The organism is Streptomyces sp. NPDC021096, from assembly GCF_040641275.1.
Lineage (GTDB): Bacteria > Actinomycetota > Actinomycetes > Streptomycetales > Streptomycetaceae > Streptomyces.
Genome location: NZ_JBFADG010000010.1, coordinates 122,544 through 138,675, shown reverse-complemented (window position 1 = coordinate 138,675; position 16,132 = coordinate 122,544). Strand labels below are relative to the sequence as shown.

Annotated in this window: 19 protein-coding genes; 5 read left to right on the top strand and 14 right to left on the bottom strand. The window is 73.3% G+C overall.

The genetic code is table 11. The features are described from left to right. Window positions 1-28 precede the first annotated feature (28 nt). On the top strand, window positions 29-391 hold the full coding sequence (locus AB0G59_RS16545) for a hypothetical protein (RefSeq protein WP_360912114.1): 363 nt from the start codon (window positions 29-31) through the stop codon (window positions 389-391). Between the two features lie 18 nt (window positions 392-409). Then, the gene (locus tag AB0G59_RS16540) at window positions 410-670 is read left to right on the top strand and encodes a DUF4031 domain-containing protein (protein WP_360912112.1); all 261 of its coding nucleotides are present in this window, start codon (window positions 410-412) and stop codon (window positions 668-670) included. A 41-nt stretch (window positions 671-711) separates the two neighbouring features. Here AB0G59_RS16540 and AB0G59_RS16535 read toward each other — a convergent pair whose 3' ends face one another. From AB0G59_RS16535 to AB0G59_RS16505, 7 genes are all read right to left on the bottom strand, one after another. Continuing rightward, window positions 712-1,974 (bottom strand): Cmx/CmrA family chloramphenicol efflux MFS transporter, encoded by a 1,263-nt coding sequence (locus AB0G59_RS16535; protein ID WP_360912110.1) that lies wholly within the window; start codon window positions 1,972-1,974, stop codon window positions 712-714. A gap of 67 nt (window positions 1,975-2,041) precedes the next feature. After that, window positions 2,042-2,710: a hypothetical protein gene (locus AB0G59_RS16530; protein WP_360912108.1), complete on the bottom strand. Its 669-nt coding sequence runs from the start codon at window positions 2,708-2,710 to the stop codon at window positions 2,042-2,044. Window positions 2,711-2,733: 23 nt separating this feature from the next. Next, window positions 2,734-3,408, bottom strand: coding sequence for a class I SAM-dependent methyltransferase (locus AB0G59_RS16525; protein ID WP_360912107.1), 675 nt, complete (start codon window positions 3,406-3,408; stop codon window positions 2,734-2,736). A gap of 76 nt (window positions 3,409-3,484) precedes the next feature. After that, entirely contained in the window at window positions 3,485-3,961 is a 477-nt protein-coding gene (locus tag AB0G59_RS16520) for a hypothetical protein (RefSeq protein ID WP_360912105.1), read from the bottom strand. A gap of 124 nt (window positions 3,962-4,085) precedes the next feature. Then, window positions 4,086-4,928: a helix-turn-helix transcriptional regulator gene (locus AB0G59_RS16515; RefSeq protein ID WP_360912103.1), complete on the bottom strand. Its 843-nt coding sequence runs from the start codon at window positions 4,926-4,928 to the stop codon at window positions 4,086-4,088. Continuing rightward, window positions 4,925-5,677 (bottom strand): DUF6879 family protein, encoded by a 753-nt coding sequence (locus tag AB0G59_RS16510; protein ID WP_360912100.1) that lies wholly within the window; start codon window positions 5,675-5,677, stop codon window positions 4,925-4,927. Before AB0G59_RS16510 ends, AB0G59_RS16515 begins: the two co-directional genes overlap by 4 nt. 103 nt (window positions 5,678-5,780) lie before the next feature. After that, window positions 5,781-8,228, bottom strand: coding sequence for a helicase C-terminal domain-containing protein (locus AB0G59_RS16505; protein ID WP_360912097.1), 2,448 nt, complete (start codon window positions 8,226-8,228; stop codon window positions 5,781-5,783). A gap of 190 nt (window positions 8,229-8,418) precedes the next feature. Between AB0G59_RS16505 and AB0G59_RS16500 the strand changes: the two genes are divergently transcribed. Beyond that, on the top strand, window positions 8,419-9,384 hold the full coding sequence (locus AB0G59_RS16500; RefSeq protein ID WP_360912095.1) for a hypothetical protein: 966 nt from the start codon (window positions 8,419-8,421) through the stop codon (window positions 9,382-9,384). A 50-nt stretch (window positions 9,385-9,434) separates the two neighbouring features. Here the strand turns inward: AB0G59_RS16500 and AB0G59_RS16495 are convergent, their stop codons facing one another. From AB0G59_RS16495 to AB0G59_RS16485, 3 genes are read right to left on the bottom strand one after another with little or no spacing between them, the layout of a single operon-like run. Continuing rightward, window positions 9,435-10,253 carry an ABC transporter ATP-binding protein gene (locus AB0G59_RS16495; RefSeq protein ID WP_360912093.1) on the bottom strand — a complete coding sequence of 273 codons (819 nt, stop codon included), beginning with the start codon at window positions 10,251-10,253 and terminating at the stop codon, window positions 9,435-9,437. Continuing rightward, a complete protein-coding gene (locus tag AB0G59_RS16490) occupies window positions 10,250-11,344 on the bottom strand; it encodes an iron chelate uptake ABC transporter family permease subunit (RefSeq protein ID WP_360912091.1) in 1,095 nt (364 codons plus the stop codon). The genes AB0G59_RS16495 and AB0G59_RS16490 overlap by 4 nt, the downstream gene beginning before the upstream one ends. After that, complete coding sequence (locus tag AB0G59_RS16485) at window positions 11,341-12,372, bottom strand: iron ABC transporter permease (protein WP_360912089.1); 1,032 nt, start codon at window positions 12,370-12,372, stop codon at window positions 11,341-11,343. The genes AB0G59_RS16490 and AB0G59_RS16485 overlap by 4 nt, the downstream gene beginning before the upstream one ends. Window positions 12,373-12,506: 134 nt before the next feature. Between AB0G59_RS16485 and AB0G59_RS16480 the strand changes: the two genes are divergently transcribed. Then, window positions 12,507-13,178 (top strand): haloacid dehalogenase-like hydrolase, encoded by a 672-nt coding sequence (locus tag AB0G59_RS16480; protein WP_360912087.1) that lies wholly within the window; start codon window positions 12,507-12,509, stop codon window positions 13,176-13,178. On the opposite strand, the gene AB0G59_RS16475 is transcribed toward AB0G59_RS16480, so the two are convergent. Next, window positions 13,148-13,393 carry a hypothetical protein gene (locus tag AB0G59_RS16475; protein ID WP_071961776.1) on the bottom strand — a complete coding sequence of 82 codons (246 nt, stop codon included), beginning with the start codon at window positions 13,391-13,393 and terminating at the stop codon, window positions 13,148-13,150. The two genes, AB0G59_RS16480 and AB0G59_RS16475, sit on opposite strands and share 31 nt — an antisense overlap. A 235-nt stretch (window positions 13,394-13,628) precedes the next feature. On the opposite strand from AB0G59_RS16475, the gene AB0G59_RS16470 reads away from it, so the two are divergent. Continuing rightward, the gene (locus AB0G59_RS16470) at window positions 13,629-14,012 is read left to right on the top strand and encodes a cold-shock protein (protein WP_190064580.1); all 384 of its coding nucleotides are present in this window, start codon (window positions 13,629-13,631) and stop codon (window positions 14,010-14,012) included. 36 nt (window positions 14,013-14,048) lie between these two features. On the opposite strand, the gene AB0G59_RS16465 is transcribed toward AB0G59_RS16470, so the two are convergent. The 3 genes from AB0G59_RS16465 to AB0G59_RS16455 are packed head-to-tail and all read right to left on the bottom strand — an operon-like array spanning window position 14,049 to window position 16,123. Beyond that, window positions 14,049-14,900 (bottom strand): 1,4-dihydroxy-6-naphthoate synthase, encoded by an 852-nt coding sequence (locus AB0G59_RS16465; RefSeq protein ID WP_360912083.1) that lies wholly within the window; start codon window positions 14,898-14,900, stop codon window positions 14,049-14,051. Next, window positions 14,897-15,622, bottom strand: a complete 726-nt coding sequence (locus AB0G59_RS16460; RefSeq protein ID WP_360912081.1) for a futalosine hydrolase — start codon at window positions 15,620-15,622, stop codon at window positions 14,897-14,899. Before AB0G59_RS16460 ends, AB0G59_RS16465 begins: the two co-directional genes overlap by 4 nt. A gap of 21 nt (window positions 15,623-15,643) precedes the next feature. Next, a complete protein-coding gene (locus AB0G59_RS16455; protein ID WP_071964238.1) occupies window positions 15,644-16,123 on the bottom strand; it encodes a DUF2771 domain-containing protein in 480 nt (159 codons plus the stop codon). Between the last annotated feature and the right edge of the window lie 9 nt (window positions 16,124-16,132).

Below are 16,132 nucleotides of genomic sequence, written 5' to 3'. Positions count from 1 at the left end.
ACCCTCCAGGCCCCCGACAATGGGTCATATGGAGCTCGAACAGGCACTGCACGCGGCGCGGGCGCTGGTCCTCGCCGACCTTGTGGCGGGTGATGCGGCCGAGGCCGATGTCGTCTCGCTCGTCGAGGACGCGGTCGCGCACCGCCGGTGGTGGGTCGAGCAGTGGCCGGAGGGCGCCGCCTTCCTCCCCGGCCTCGTCGCCCAGGACGTTCAGGACGCCCTGCTGGAGCGGCACGGCCGCTGGCCGCTGTGCCCGGTCTGCACGGACTCGGGCGACCCGCACGCACTGGAGGTCGAGCCGGAGCTGGGCCCCGACCCGCACTGGGCCTGCACGAAGCAGGCGGTGTTCGTCGCACCGGTGGGGTCCCTGGCATCGGCCCTGCGCCGGTGACCGCGTGACGGTGAATCGATGACCCTCTACATCGACCCGCCGAACTGGGCCGGTCACGGCCGCATGTGGTCGCACCTGATCAGCGACGTCTCCTTCGACGAACTGCACGCCTTCGCGAGCCTGCTGGGCGCTCCGGAGCGGGCCTTCGACGGCGACCACTACGACATCCCCTCCACGTCGTACGAGGCCGCCGTGCGGCTCGGCGCGGTGGAGGTCAGCAGCAAGGAAGTGGTCCGCCTGCTGAGGACGGCGGGCCTGCGCAGGCCGAAGCACCGCTGACGGAAGAGGACGGAAGAGGGCTGTCGGCCGTACGGGGTGTTTCAGTCCCCCGCCCGGGCCGGTGCCGCCTCGGGCACGGCCGCCGCGCCGCCCGCCACCACCCGGGAGGCGCCGCGCCGCAGCCAGGACGACGCCGCGGTGGTGCCCACCGCGAGCGCGGCGAGCACGGCGCCCGTCCAGGCGACCGCCGGATAGCCCCATCCGGCGGTGATGACGAGGCCGCCCAGCCAGGGGCCGAGGGTGTTGCCGATGTTGAAGGCGGCCGTCGTCGTGGCCCCGGCCAGCGTCGGCGCGGAGTGCGCGACGTCGAACATCAGCGCGTTGAGGGCCGGGGACGTGAGGAAGTCCGTGACGCCCAGCAGCAGCGCCAGCACGACCGCGACGGCCGGATACTGCGCGGTCAGCGCCAGGGCGGCGAGGATGACGGCCGAGGCCGCGATCCCCCCGTACATCGTGCCGAAGAGGTGGGCGTCGGCGAACCGCCCGCCGGCGGCCGTGCCGATCAGCGCCCCCACCCCGAAGAGGGCCAGCACGGTCGGCACCCAGCTCTCCTTCAGCCCGGCGGTCTCGGTGAGCAGCGGGGCGAGGTAGGAGAAGAGGCAGAAGACGGCGGCGGCGTTGAGCGCGGTGGTGGCCAGCGCGAGCCACACCTGCGGATCGCGGTAGATCGTCAGCTCCTTGCGCAGGCGCGGCGCGTCCGCGCCCGTGGGCGGCTTCGTGGCCGGTACGAGCGCCACGACGCCGGCCACGCCCACGGCCGAGAGCGCGGCCACCGCCCAGAAGGCGGCGCGCCAGCCCGCGTGCTGGCCGAGGAAGGCCCCGGCCGGCACGCCCACGATGTTGGCGACCGACAGCCCGCCGACCATCACCGCCATCGCCCGCCCCCGGGCGCCCGCCGGCACCAGCGACACGGCCACCGCGGCGCCCACCGCCCAGAACCCGGCGCACGCCAGTGCGCTCACCACCCGCGACGCGAACAGCACCTCGTACGTGGGCGCGAGCGCCCCCGCCACCTGCCCGAGCCCGAAGACGACCAGCAGGGCCACCAGCGTCGTACGACGCGGCAGCCGCAGCGTCGCAGCGGCCAGCAGGGGCGCGCCGACGACCATGCCGAGGGCGAAGGCGGACACCAGCAGCCCCGCCTTGGGGATGGACACCCCCATGTCGCGGGCGAGGGGCTGCAGCAGCCCGGAGAGCATGCATTCGGCGGTGCCCAGCGCGAAGGCGGCGAGGCCGAGGACGTAGACGGCGAGGGGCATGGGGGTACGAGCGGGCACGGTCCGGCTCGGGCTGGCGTTCGGCATACCGGCCGACCCTAGGCGCCCCCGCGCACGTAATCCCCCAGAATCCGCCGGATGCGGAGGGGACGGCTCAAGCGGTGAGCAGCTCCAGCTCGGTGGCGAGGTTGCGGCGCGCCAGCAGCTCCCAGCGGTCGTGCCCCAGCGGCGTACGGAACAGCCGCGGCAGCCCCAGCAGATGGCGCAGCACATCGGCACGCCCGGCGCGGAAGGCGTCGTCCGGCACGAAGCCGTACTCCTCACGCACCGCCGCCGCGTACGCCGCGTACTCCTGCGGCGTCCCGCCGAGCACGGCGAGGTCCGCGTCGCACAGCGTCTCGCCGTCCCGGTCGCCGGCGTCGGGATCGTGGCTGACCGTGAGCCGCACGAGCCGGGCGACCTCGGCCGTACGGGCCGCGTCGACGCCCAGCTCGGGCAGCGCCCGCTCGCACAGGTGGGCGCTGCGCTCCTCGTTCTCGGAGCGGTCGGGGCGGTAGACGGCGTCGTGGAACCAGGCGGCGAGGCGCACGGTCTCGATGTCGTCGGCGTGGGCGGCGAGCGTGTCGAGATGGCCGAGGACGGCGGCGAGGTGATCGACGGTGTGATAGCGGCGCTGCGGCTCGGACCAGCGGGCGAGGAGATCGTCGGCGTACGGGCCGGGATCCGGCTCCTCGACGGTACGGACCTGCCGCACGGTCTCCCGCCAGCGGGCGCGCAGCCCCTCGTGCCGGAGGCCGGACGGGTGCTCGGGCGTGAGTGCCATGGGTCCAATTGTGGGGTACGGCCTCAGGCACCGGACGCCAGCGCCCGCACGAGGAGCGTGCCGGTCCTCCAGCCGTCGGGCGGGGTGATCACGTTCGCCAGCGGGTAGCGGAACCCGTGCTGCTTCAGTCGGTCGGCCCACATGTCGGGGGTGTAGTCCCAGCGCTTGACGACCAGCGGGTCGGGGTCGTCGGCTTGGTTGATGTAGGACGCCTGGCAGCCGTAGCAGCCTTCGACCGGGGGCCGCTGGGAGAAGGCGAGCACGCCGCCGGGCTTGAGGACTTGCCGGATGGCGGGGAGCGTCCGGTCCGGGTCGGTGAACCAGATGGCGCCGAAGACGGAGTACACGGCGTCGAAGCGCTCGGCGGTCCCGCTCATGAAGTCGAGTGCGCCGCGCTGGTGCAGTTCCAGACCCGGCAGGTCGCCCCAGCGCTCGCGGGCGGCGTCGAGCTGGACGGGGGAGACGTCGACGCCGACGGCGCGATGCCCGACGGTGGCGACGTGAGCGAGGTTGCCACCTGTACCGCACCCCAACTCCAGGACGGAGGCGCCTGCCCTCTCGCCCAGCACTTCGATGCCGGGGCCGTGGTCGGGGTACTGGGTCCAGTTGAACCAGGTGGTCTCCCCCTTGGCGTTCTTCTCCCGCCGGCCGCCGGGCTTCCTGCGGGCGTAGGTGTCCCACGCCGTCGTGTCGCTCACGTGCTCCTCCGTGGTGTTCGTGGGTGCGGCCGGCCGCACCACGTGGGTACGGCCGGCCCGGGTGCCTGTGCGCTGGTCAGCTGGTCCTGGCGGCGTTGTGCTTCGGGCTGTTGTGGCAGTTCGCGTGGCACTGCGAGCAGGTGGCGATGTCCAACTCCGGCCAGAACTCGAGGTCGACGGCGTACCCGGCCGCCTGGATGGCCTCCACGGTCCTGACGCGCAGTCCCTTGCCTCCGCCGTGCTCCTCACGATCCAGGAACCCGGGCTGGTGATGGACGAACTTCCCGAACGTCTCCTGGCAGAAGTCGGCATACGCCTTGGTCCGCAGGATGAACGCGTGCCAGAAGTCGTCCACCAGCGGGGACGGGCTCAGCGGCTTCTCGCTGGCCGCGCCGGCGGCCACGAACGCCAGCATCTGGCCGACGCCCCGCGTCGCCGTGCCTGCCGGGATGTGGTCGTACTTGGCGCGCACGTCGGCGGCGAGGGTCTCCAGCAACTCGGCGCTGATCAGTGTGCCCGCGTCGATCGCGGCACGTTCCTCAACGATGGTCACGGCCTTGCCTCCTCTGTCGGATGGTGCTCGGCTGTACGAGCAGCAAGCTAGGGGCGAGGAGACGGGCGCGGAATCGCCGATTCGCGAATATTCGACCGTCGCGAGGTGGGCTTCCGCGTGATTCTCAGGCCGTGTTCAGGGCCCGCCGGGCCCGGGTGATCACGCGATGCGCGTCGGTGCCGTAGACGGCCGAGTCGGCGAGTGCCTGCCACACCTTGAGATACAGGCCGACGCTCTCCGCGTCGTCGAGCCACAGCTCCGCGTGCCAGTCCTCCGCGATCACCAGACGCTCGTCGTAGACCCAGAAACCGTTGGCCGGCGGGAGTTTGAGGGGTGCCCCGAACGGGATGATGCCCAGGGAGACGGTGTCGAGGCCGAGTACGCCACTCAGCCGGTCGAGCTGTGCGGCCAGCACCGGGGGTGGGCAGACCAGGGCATGCAATGCCGCCTCCCACATCACGATGTGGAACGTCCTGCCCGGCTCGTACAGCATCTCCTGGCGCTTCACGCGGGCCCGGACGGCTTCCTCCGTATCCCGGACCGACTGATGCAGATCCCTGTACCGCGAGATCACATGACGGGCGTACTCCGCCGTCTGGAGCATGCCGACGACCATGGCGCTCTGCCAGGCCCTCAATGTCGTGGAACGTTCGTACTCGGCCGTGAGCGTGTCCTGTACGGGCTTGTGTCCGGCGGCGAGCTGTCGCCGCCAGGAGCGGGACCGGGACTCCAGGCACCGGAGCCGGCTGACCAGCTCCTCGGCCGCCTCGGGCCGCCCCGTGCCCCGTGCCCACGCCAGAAGGTCGTCCGCCGTCGCGGTCTGGCGGCCAGTCTCCAGCTTGCTGACCTTGGACTGAGTCCACCCCAGCCTGTCCGCCAGTTCCCTGCCGGTAAGCCTCTGCTCGGTGCGCAACTCGCGGAGTCGTGCACCGAGGGCGGACCTGGCCTGCTGAAAGTCTGTGGTCACTCGGTGGAAGGCACCTGATTCCCGAACGTGTCGTATGGAACGGCGTGGTGCCATGCGGCATCGCGGACCTGACAGGCGCGTACGACCTCCACGGGGTCCGTGACGAGTTCGACGCCCGTCATCCGGTCCGCGTCGTCGAAGTGGAGGCGTGCGACGACGCGTGAATCGAAGAGCCAGAAGTCTTCCTCTGGGAGCTTCAGCCGCTCCGCGTCGCCCCTCCACAGATTGCGGATGTCTTCGCCCACGGCGCTGTTCCGGCGCGCGTTGTCCAGCAGGTACCGCTGCCCCAACGTCGGCGGGTTGTCCACGACGCGGACGCGCTCGAACCGTTTGCCCAATGACGACTCTTCGCGCCGCGAGACACACCACGGGTCGTCCAGGTCCCATGCGGGGGCCTCGCCACGAGCGAACCGGCGGTACGTCTCCGTCTCCTCGTCCGACTGGTAGCGGCGACGGGTCTCCAGGCGCCAGGCGGTGTGCTCGAACGTCTGGAACATCCCTCCGAACTCGTCGAAGTCAATCATCACGGGCACCCGGTCGACCTCCCTCGGAGCGAAGTCCGCCAACAGTACGCGCGGCACCACGACGAACCCCTCACCGTCCTTGACGTCACGGAGCTGGGCCACGTCGTCGGGGTCGGTCACCGCGTCCCCTTGGACCAGGACCTCTCCGGTGTCCAGGTCTTCATACAGTGTCGGACAGCCGTCGTTGCCGGAGTTGGTACCGATGAAGCGGAGTCGCCGAGCCATCGCCGCTCTCCTCTCGCCGGACTGGTCCCGACCAGGATGGGACCGTCCAGCGGGATCTGTCCGGCGTGATTCTCGATTATTCGCGCAGATGGCTGACGTTCCGTCACACCACGTCGTCCGCCAGCTCCGCCACCCCCGTGATGCGGTGCAGCGGATACGTGCGGACCTCGTCGGCCGTGTGGTCGTACGCCGTGACGAAGCCGCCCTCCACGCGGATGGGGGCGATGACGCGCTGGCTGGCGGCGCCGTCCGCGTTGACGTAGCCGATCCATACGGCCTCGCCGGTCAGGACGGCGGCCTGGACCGTGGCCAGGGTGTCGGCCGACGTGGTGCGGGGGAGGCCGCCGGTGGTGGGGGTGGTGGTCGGGGACTGTTTGCGGGGGGTGGTGGAGGCCAGGTCGCCGGCGCGGATGGCGCGGACGGCGGCGCCGAGGAGGGTGGTGTCCGGGGCGGGCGGGCCGTCCGGGACCGGGGCGGGGGGCGTGCGCGGGGGCGTGCGGTGGACGTCGGCGCGGGTGACGACCACGTCGCCCTCCGCCGACTCCGCCGCCGGGGCGTAGCCCATCGCGCGCAGGCCCTCCAGGAGCAGGTCGGGGGCGACCTGGGCGGCCAGGACCGTCGCCGCCAGGCGGCGCAGCCGCAGCGGCGCCGAGCGGCGGTCGGCGAGGAGCTCCGCCAGCACCGCCTCGTCGTCGCAGCGCAGGTACGAGGAGGCGGCGCCCACCCGCAGCCGGCCGTGGCGGCGCGCCACGTCGTCGATGAGGTACGCCAGCGGCTGCGGCACGGGCGTACGGGAGTGCTCGGTCAGGAACGCCCGCAGGTCCGCGGCCGTGCGGCCCGCGTCGAGGGCGCGGCGCACCGACCCGGGCGTGAAGCGGTAGACCGTCGCACCGCCCTTGGACTCGATGTCGGCCAGCACCGACAGGGTCTGCGCGAGGGGGCGGCGCAGCGGGCCGGGCGCCACCGCGGTCAGGTCGGCCTGGAGGAGGACGTGGTCCAGCGGCTCGGGCAGGAGCGGGGCCAGCACCCCGCCCGCGGCCGGCGGGTCGAGCAGGAGCGCACGGCCGTGGCCGGACAGCGCGCCCCGGCTCGTCAGCCCCAGCTGGTCCGCCTCCGCCAGCGCCCACAGCGCCAGCCGCGAGCGGAGGTCGTCCGTCGCCGTGCGCGGCGGGCGCTCCCACTGCAGCCGGGCCAGCAGCGTGTCCGCCGAGACGGACGCCCCTTCCGGCAGCTCGGCGAGCAGGGCCAGCACCCGGCGGCGCACCTCGGGGGCCGGGCCCCGGTCCAGGTCCGGTCCCAGCGCCGCCAGCGTGCGGCCCTTCGCGTCCTTCTCGCCCGCCAGGCCCGGGGTGCGGGTGGTCGCGAGCCACGCCTCGGCCAGCCGCGTCCAGCGCTGCTCGGCGGGCAGCTGCAGCCAGTCGTCGTAGGCGGGGGTGGGCGCGTACCGCTCGTCGACGTCGCCGTCGGAGGCCAGCAGCCCCGCCGCGTAGGCGAGCTCGGCCCAGAAGGCGGCGGCCGCCTCGGTCGTGTCGAGGGCGCTCGCGCCGCGCTTGAGGTCACGGACGCTCAGGCCGCCCGCGCGCAGGACCAGCGGTCCCGCGCTCTCCCACTCCTTGAGCAGCTCCTCCACGGTCGACAGGGCCGTGAAGGCCTGCCCGGCGGCCGTCGCGTCGACCAGCCGCGCGGAGTGCTCGGTGACGGGCGCGAGCTCCGGGGCCACCGGCTCGGGGGCGCGGTGCGCGCGCCCGGCGCGCAGATGCAGGGCCGCCTCGCGGGGCAGCGCCACATTGCCGGGGCCGGTGGACAGCAGCAGGCCACGGTCCATCAGCCAGCGCAGGTGCGCGGCGGGTTCGGCGGTGACCGTGCCGTACGGCGGACCCCACACCAGCTTGCCGAGCACGGCGGTGGCCTCCGCCGGGGCCCCGGCCAGCAGCGCCGCCATGCGCGTACGGTCGCCGAACAGCCCGGTCAGGGCGGCGACGGCCGTCACCGGATCGTGGGTGGCGGGCAGCCCCGCCGCGGCGATGATCTCCTGCAGCCGGCCCGGCGACATCCCGGCCGTGGCCTCGGCGACCGTCGGCCCCAGACCCGTGGGGGAGGGGTGCGCGGGACTGGGCGCCAGCAGCTCGTAGGCGGTGCGCACCAGCCGCAGCCGCTCCTCGCCGCCCCACACCAGTGCCTGCTCGCGCAGCGCGGCCACGGCCCGCGGCAGGGCGGCCGCGATGGCCGGACCGGCGCCCTCCGTGCTCGCGTCGCCCGTCATGAGCGCGGCAAGCGTGTCGTACGAGCAGGGGTCCGGGGCCACCGCGAGCGCCTCCGCGACCTGCAGCGCGAACCGGTCCAGCCGGTCCAGCGCACGGACCACCGAGGCCCGGGTGGACGCCCGGGTGGCGAGCTGGGTGAGATCGCCGGGCACCGGATTGAGCAGGTCGGGCCGCGCCCGCAACAGGCCCGCGAGGGCGTCGTCGGGACGCGTGCGCAGCTCTTCCGCGAGCGTGCGCGGTGCGCTGCCGCTGCCGGCGGTGCTTCCGGTCTCCCGCGAAGTGGTCATTCTGCTTACGGTACCGGGTCCGTGCCGGCCGGCCCCGGCTTCGGCCCGCCTTGGCCCCGCTTGGCTCCCGGCTTGCCCCGTGCCCGAAGACCCGTGAGCGGGAACCGGGTACCTTCGGTGGGGTTCGACGGCTCGTGCGGTCTTGGGGGTTCCGGTGGGGATCGAGAGCGATCAGCTTGTTTACGACTATTTGAGCAGGGTCGGGGACCTCGCCCAGAGACAGTCCCTCACCTCGGGCGACCGCATGCGCCTGGTCTCCCGGCTGCGCGCCGAGATCGAGCGCCGCCGGGCGGCCGAGGGGGCCGACACCCCCACCGCCGTCCAGCGCATCCTCGACGGGCTGGGCACCCCCGCCGAGGCGGTCGCCGGCGCCGACGACGCCCTGGGGGCGGCCGCCGCCGAGACGGGCCGGGTGCCCGTGCAACGCCGGAACGACGAGGCTCCCGCCCCCGTCCGCGCGCTGCCGCCGCACCTGGCCACGGAGGAGGAGCTGCGCCCGCACGGCGGCGAGGTCCCGGAGGGGTGGGGGCTGGAGCCCGGACCGTTCGTGGGCGGCGACGAGGTGCACGGATTCGTCGGCGGCATCGAGATCCCCGACATGCTCAGGCCCCCGGAGGCGGCACGGAAGGCGGCGGCGGGCAAGGCCGTGGCCCCGGCCGCGGCGGAGAAGCGGCTCGAGAAGCCGCAGGAACCCAAGCAGTCCAAACAGCCCAAGCAGTCCGGGCAGCCGAAGCAGTCCGGGCAGCCCGAGCAGTCCGAGGACGAGCCGGCTGACGGGTCCGGCGGGCGCCGCTTCAGCTTCTGGCGCTCGCGCTCCGGTGTCCCCATGAGCCCGCTGCTCCTGCTGATCGCGATCCTGCTCGTGGTCGGCGCCGTCATCGGCAACTGGCTCGTGCTCGTCGCCGGCTGGGCCCTGGCCTATGTGACGCGCCGCCTCACGCAGACGGAGTCGAAGCTGGCCGTGCTGGGCGTGCCGGGGCTGGTGGTGGCGGGCGGCCTGGTGTGGCTGTGGGGCCGGGTGAACGGGCGGTGGGGCGAGCCGATACCGCAGGGGGAGATGGGGGCGGCGCTCTCCGACACGCTGCCGGTGGTGGTGAAGGTGGCGGCGGTGGCGTCGGCGGCGTTCGTACTGTGGCGGGCGCGGAAGCCGGGCTGAATTTCAGCCCGTCCGGCGTTTGAGGACCGGGGTCCGGGGCGGAGCCCCGATTACTGAGCTGGCTCCCACGGCCTCCCCGGCACCACCAAGGGGCTGCCCGTCACCGGATCCGGTACGACCACCGAGTCGAGGCCGAAGACCTCGCGCACCAGGTCCGCCGTGACGACATCCGCCGGCCGGCCCCGGGCCACGATCCGCCCCGCCTTCATCGCCACCAGATGATCCGCGTACCGCGCCGCCTGGTTCAGGTCGTGCAGCACCGCCACCACCGTCCGCCCCCGCTCGTGGTTGAGCTGGCGGACCAGGTCCAGGACCTCCACCTGGTGGGAGATGTCCAGATAGGTCGTCGGCTCGTCCAGGAGCAGCAGATCGGTCTCCTGCGCGAGCGCCATCGCGATCCATACGCGCTGCCGCTGGCCGCCGGAGAGCTCGTCCACCGGGCGGTCGGCGAGCGCGGACACGTCCGTACGGGCCATGGCGTCCGCCACCGCCCGCTCGTCGGCCTCCGACCACTGCTGCCACCAGCGCTGGTGCGGCTGCCGGCCGCGGGCGACCAGGTCCGCCACCGTGATGGCCTCCGGCGCCACGGGCGTCTGCGGGAGCAGGCCCAGCGACTGGGCGATCCGGCGCGTCGGGATCCGGGCCAGCTCCTCGCCGTCGAGGAGGACCGTGCCCCGCGCCGGCTTCAGCAGCCGGCCCAGCGCGCGCAGCAGCGTCGACTTCCCGCACGCGTTGGGACCCACGACGACCGTGACCTCGCCGTCCGGGATGTCCAGGTCGAGGCCGTCCACGACCGTGCGGTCCTCGTAGGAGAGGGTCAGGTCGCGGGCGGTGAGGCGGCTCGCCGCCAGGACGTCGGTCGTGCTCACGCTCTTCCTCCGGTGCGGCCGCGGACGAGCAGCCAGATCAGGTACGGGGCGCCCACGGCGGCGGTCAGCACGCCCACCGGCAGCTCGGTCGGCTCGAACAGCTTGCGGCCCAGCAGGTCGGCGGTGACGACGATGAACGAGCCCGCCAGCGCCGAGCACAGCAGCGGGATCTGCGCGGTGCGCGTCATGCGGCGGGCGATCTGCGGGGCGAGCAGCGCCACGAAGTCCACCGGGCCGGCCGCGCCCGTGGCGACGGAGGCGAGGACGACGCCCAGCAGCGCCAGCCCGACCCGCACCCGGTCCAGCCGTACGCCGAGCGCGGTCGCCGTGTCGTCGTCCATGGACACCGTGCGCTGCGCCCGCGCCGCCCAGCACACGAACGGCGCCAGGACGAGCAGGGTCCAGGCCAGCGGGGCCGCCTCGTCCCAGCCGCGCGCGTTGAGCGAGCCGGTCATCCAGACCTTGGCCTGCTGGGCGACCAGGTAGTCGCCCTTGGTCAGGAAGAGGTGGGTGACCGAGCGCAGCGCGACCGCGAAGCCGATGCCGACCAGGACGAACCGGGCGGCCTGCAGCCCGCCGCGCCAGGCGAAGGCGTAGACGAGCGCCGCCGCCAGGAGACCGCCGGCCACGGACAGATAGGGCAGCGTGGCGTACGAGGTCACGCCGAAGGTCATCGCGCCGACCGTCAGCGCGCTCGCGCCCTGGCTCACGCCGATGATGTCGGGGCTGGCCAGCGGGTTGCGGGCCACGGTCTGGATGAGCGCACCGGCGACGCCGAAGGCCGCCCCCGCCAGCAGGCCCACCGTCATCCGGGGCAGCCGGAAGGTGCCCACGGTGAGCTCCTCCGGGGAGGGCTGCCCGAACAGCACCTTCAGCGCCTCGCCGGGCGCGGTCCACGTCTTGCCCGTGCACAGGTACAGCAGGCAGACGCCGGCCAGCAGCACGGCCAGGCCCAGCGCGACGGCCGCGCCCCGGCGGTGCACGAGGAAGGAGCTCCGCCCGGCCCGGACCAGCGCGTACCCGGCGGGACGCGCTCCCTTCGCCGGAGCCGGAGCCGTCGCTGTCGCCGTCGCTGTCGATATCGCGCTCACGCCGCCACCGCCTTGCGGCGGACCAGCGTGACGAGGAAGGGCAGGCCGATCAGTGCGGTCATCACACCGGACGGCACCTCGCTGCCGTCGTAGACCACCCGGCCGGCGACGTCGGCGCCCAGCAGCATCACCGGGCCGACGAGCGCGGCCATCGGCAGCACCCAGCGGTGGTCGTTGCCGACGATCGCGCGGGCGATGTGCGGCACGGCCAGGCCGAGGAAGACGATCGGGCCCGCGGCCGCGACGCCGACGCCGGTGAGGACCGTCGCGCCCAGCCCGCCGACGATGCGGACGAGCGCCACGTTCTGCCCCAGCCCCTTAGCGACGTCGTCGCCCAGCGCGAGCGCGTCCAGACCGCGCGCCACCGACAGCACCATCACGGTGCCCACCAGCAGGAACGGCCAGATCTGGCCGACGATGTCCGCGTCCCGCCCGGCGATCGAGCCGACCTGCCAGAAGCGGAACTCGTCCAGCGCCGAGGCCTTCGTGGTCAGGACGCCGGAGATGACGGAGACCAGCAGCGCGTTGATCGCGGCGCCGGCCAGCGCCAGCTTCAGCGGCGAGGCCCCGCCCCGGCCGCGCGAGGCGATCGCGTAGACGCCCACGCCGGCGACGGCGGCCCCCACGAACGCGAACCACACATAGCCGCTCAGCGTGTGCAGATCCGCCACCGCGATCGCCAGGACCACGCCCAGCGAGGCGCCCTGGCTGATGCCGAGGATGCCGGGGTCGGCGATCGGATTGCGGGTGATGCCCTGCATGACCGTCCCGGCCATGGCGAGGGCCGCGCCGACCATCACGCCGATGAGCGTGCGGGGCAGCCGCATGCTGCGCACGATGACGGTCGCCTTGTCCGTCCCGTCGTGCAGCAGGGCGTCGAGGACCTGGGACGGTGCCACGGGGTGGCTGCCCACGGCGAGGCTGAGCAGGACCGCGACCAGCAGGGCGGCGACCGCGGCCGCCGTCCAGCCGACGCGGCGGCGGACCAGGGACGATCCGGGGCTGCTGATCGGGACGGCGGTAGACATCGCTTCCACTTCGGCGGGCGGCACAAGAAAGCCCCGGCCACGGGATCCGGCCGGATCCTGCTGCCGTGGCTGGAATGGGCCTCGGGTTAGGCGAGGCTAAGTGTACGGGTGGGGGGAGCGGCACAATGTGGCGCATGACCTCAGCACCGCGTACGGACCCGCTGCCGCGCACGGACCACCGGTTCACGGTCGGCTTCGACCTCGACCTGACGCTGGTGGACTCCCGCCCCGGCATCAGAGCCGCCTACGAGAGGCTGGTCGCCGCCACGGGCGCCCACATCGACATCGACCTCGTCGTCAGCCGGCTCGGGCCGCCGCTGACCCACGAGCTGCGCAACTGGTTCCCGGAGGAGAAGGTCGAGGAGGCCGCCGGGATCTACCTCGCCGCCTACCCCTCGCACGGCATCGCCTGCTCGCCCGCCATGCCGGGCGCCCGGGAGGCCGTGGCCGCCGTCCGGGAGCTGGGCGGGCGGGCCATCGTCGTCACCGCCAAGTTCCCGCGCAACGCCCGGCTCCACCTCGACCACCTGGGCATCGAGCCCGACGAGCTCGTCGGCGGACTATGGGCCGAGGGCAAGGCCGTGGCCCTGCGCGAGCACGGCGCCGCCGTCTACGTCGGCGACCACGTCGGGGACGTACGCGGTGCACGCACCGCGGGCGCGCTGTCCGTGGCCGTGCCCACCGGTCCCTGCGACGCGGAGGAACTGCGCGCGGCCGGGGCGGATGTGGTCCTGCCCGGCGGCCTCATGGACTTCCCCGCCTGGCTGCGCGGCTACTACGCCGCCGAGCTCGCCTCGCGGGCCTGACGGCGCTGCTCGGCGATCGAGCGCAGCACCCCGGCCGCGGCGACGACGAAGCCGACGCCCATCAGCATGCAGACGAAGTACGCCGCGGGCGGCAGCGGATCCGCGCCGAGGAACAGCGGGGCCACCGTGGCCAGGGTGGCCACAGCGCCGACCAGAAAGACGATGGCTCCGGTCCGTACCAGCAGATCCCCGGCTCGGGGCGTTTCGCTACTCACCTGACCAGGGTAGATCCCCCTGCGGCGGTATGGCTGCCGGATGACCACGAACAGATCGGACGCGCAGAGGTACGACCCGAGGACGTCTTGTCACCGGGCCCGGGACCATTAGCCTTGGGGGTAGCGGGTCTTGCGGCCCGCTGTAGTGCTATCCAGAGCTGTTTTTTCTGTCGTCAATTGATTGCAGATTTTTCGGTTTTTCGGTATCCGACAAGACACGAGGACGAGGACAGACGTGCCTACCGGCAAGGTCAAGTGGTTCAACAGCGAGAAGGGCTTCGGCTTTCTCTCCCGCGACGACGGCGGAGACGTCTTCGTGCACTCCTCGGTGCTCCCGGACGGGGTCGACGCCCTCAAGCCCGGCCAGCGCGTGGAGTTCGGCGTCGTGGCAGGCCAGCGCGGTGACCAGGCGTTGACGGTGACGCTGCTCGACCCCACCCCGTCGGTCGCGGCCGCACAGCGCCGCAAGCCCGATGAACTGGCCTCCATCGTCCAGGACCTCACCACTCTCCTGGAGAACGTCACCCAGCAGCTCGAGCGCGGCCGCTACCCCGACAAGGCACACGGATCCAAGATCGCGGGCATGCTGCGCGCGGTGGCCGACCAGCTGGACGTCTAGCCCGCAGCGGGTGTGACGGGCCTCTAGTTTGGCCCGCTAGACGAAGGCGAGCGCGTCCGGGCCGAGGGGCGGTACGAGCCCCTCGGCCGCGGCGCGTGTGAGCAGGCCCCGCACCGCGGCGTAGCCGGGCTCGCCCAGGCCGGCCGTGAATTCGTTGACGTACAGCCCGATGTGCTGGTCCGCGACCGCCGGGTCCATCTCCTGCGCGTGCTCCAGCACATACGGACGGGAGGCCTCCGGGTCGTCCCAGGCCATCCGCACCGATGCGCGCGCAGCCTCGGCCAGTTCCCGCAGCAGCGGGGCCCCCAGCGACCGCTTGGCGATGATCGCGCCCAGCGGGATGGCCAGCCCGGTGGTGTCCTCCCAGTGCTCGCCCATGTCGGCGAGGCAGCTCAGGCCGTAGTCGCGGTAGGTGAACCGCGCCTCGTGGATGACCAGACCGGCGTCCACCTTGCCGTCGCGCACGGCCGGCATGATCTCGTGGAAGGGCAGCACGACGACCTCGCCCACACCGCCCGGCACCTCGGTCGCCGCCCACAGCCGGAACAGCAGATACGCCGTCGAACGCTCGCTGGGGACCGCGACGGTCTTCCCCGCCAGGTCCGCCGGCCGCTGGGCCTCGTTGGTCAGCACCAGCGGGCCGCAGCCACGGCCCAGGGCACCGCCGCAGGGCAGCAGCGCGTACTCCTCGAGCACCCACGGCAGCACCGCGTACGACACCTTCAGTACATCGAACTCTCCGCGCTCGGCCATGGCGTTGGTGATGTCGATGTCCGCGAACGTGACGTCCAGCGGGGGCGCACCGGGGACGCGGCCGTGCGCCCAGGCGTCGAAGACGAAGGTGTCGTTGGGGCAGGGCGAATAGGCGATCTTGATCGGCTTGCTCATCCGGACACCTCGGATTCGTCGGTCAGTGCTGCGGCGAGCTTGCGGAAGGCGCCCGAGAGCGCGCCCAGCGCCTCGCCGATGCGCCAGGCGTCCTTGTCGCGCGGGCCGATCGCGTTGGAGACCGCACGCAGCTCCAGCGCGGGCACGCCGTGCGCCCGGGCCGCCTCCGCGACCCCGAAACCCTCCATGGCCTCGGCCACCGCCCGCGGATGACGCTCCGCGAGCTCCGCGGCCCGCCCGGCGGTGCCGGTCGCCGTCGAGACGGTCAGCACCTCGCCGCGCAGCGCGCCCGTCGCCCCGGCCACCCGTCGCACCAGCGCCTCGGGCACCTCGTGCGCGACCGTGCCGAAGCCCAGCTCCGCCACGGACAGGAAACCGCCCGCACCCGACTGCGCACCCAGGTCCGCGGCCACGATCGCGTCGGAGACGACCACGGAACCCACCGGCACGCCCGGCGCGAAGCCGCCCGCGATGCCCGTCGAGACCACCAGGTCGTACGGCTCGCCCGCCAGCGCCGCGGCCGTCAGCGCCGTGGCCGTCCCGGCCGCCGCCGCGCCCGGACCGACACCGGCCGCCAGCACGTCGAACACCGGGCCGCCGTCACCGCCCGGCAGGGCCCGGCGCAGCACCGCGCCGGGCAGGGCGATCTCCGTCGTCTCCGGCCAGGCGGCCGTGACGACGTCGCGTTCCGCCGCGACGGCGGCGACGATCAGGACGCGCATCCGCGAGGGGGCCACGGTGCGTCAGGAATCGCGCTCGAGGGTGAAGTTCCAGATGCCCAGGGCCTTGCCCGAGGACGCCTCGACAATGCTGATCTGCGTCTTCTTCACGGCAGCACCCTGGCCGGCGGAGAAGAAGGCGCTGGCCGGAATGGTCCGGTACGTCTTGGTGTTCGGCTCCTGCTCGGCCGGCTGGCCGTTGATGAAGAGCGTCCAGCCCTCATCGGCGATCTTCGGGTCGACGCCGAAGCGGACCTTGTCCTCCATCGACGCCTTGACGGTCTTGCCCGAGCCGTCCTTCAGGCACGCCAGGACCTTCTCGTTGGCGAGCGACTCGCCGTCGTTGTAGCAGGCGGCCTCGGCGGTCACCGTGGACGAACCGACGGTCACGGTCGCCAGCGGCGTCGGCTTGTCGCAGGCGGAGAGGGCGACGAGCCCGAAGGTCACGGCACCGACGGCGGCAGCGGCGCGGCGGCGCTTGCCCCGGAAAATCGCAGCGGTCATGCGGGCAGG

Excerpts from the sequence above, each read along its gene's own strand:
- AB0G59_RS16505 (WP_360912097.1), bottom strand. The coding sequence starts at position 8,228 with ATGACCACTTCGCGGGAGACCGGAAGCACCGCCGGCAGCGGCAGCGCA.
- AB0G59_RS16460 (WP_360912081.1), bottom strand. The coding sequence starts at position 15,622 with ATGCGCGTCCTGATCGTCGCCGCCGTCGCGGCGGAACGCGACGTCGTC.
- AB0G59_RS16485 (WP_360912089.1), bottom strand. The coding sequence starts at position 12,372 with ATGTCTACCGCCGTCCCGATCAGCAGCCCCGGATCGTCCCTGGTCCGC.
- AB0G59_RS16530 (WP_360912108.1), bottom strand. The coding sequence starts at position 2,710 with ATGGCACTCACGCCCGAGCACCCGTCCGGCCTCCGGCACGAGGGGCTG.
- AB0G59_RS16465 (WP_360912083.1), bottom strand. The coding sequence starts at position 14,900 with ATGAGCAAGCCGATCAAGATCGCCTATTCGCCCTGCCCCAACGACACC.
- AB0G59_RS16535 (WP_360912110.1), bottom strand. The coding sequence starts at position 1,974 with ATGCCGAACGCCAGCCCGAGCCGGACCGTGCCCGCTCGTACCCCCATG.
- AB0G59_RS16480 (WP_360912087.1), top strand. The coding sequence starts at position 12,507 with ATGACCTCAGCACCGCGTACGGACCCGCTGCCGCGCACGGACCACCGG.
- AB0G59_RS16540 (WP_360912112.1), top strand. The coding sequence starts at position 410 with ATGACCCTCTACATCGACCCGCCGAACTGGGCCGGTCACGGCCGCATG.
- AB0G59_RS16510 (WP_360912100.1), bottom strand. The coding sequence starts at position 5,677 with ATGGCTCGGCGACTCCGCTTCATCGGTACCAACTCCGGCAACGACGGC.
- AB0G59_RS16455 (WP_071964238.1), bottom strand. The coding sequence starts at position 16,123 with ATGACCGCTGCGATTTTCCGGGGCAAGCGCCGCCGCGCCGCTGCCGCC.
- AB0G59_RS16545 (WP_360912114.1), top strand. The coding sequence starts at position 29 with ATGGAGCTCGAACAGGCACTGCACGCGGCGCGGGCGCTGGTCCTCGCC.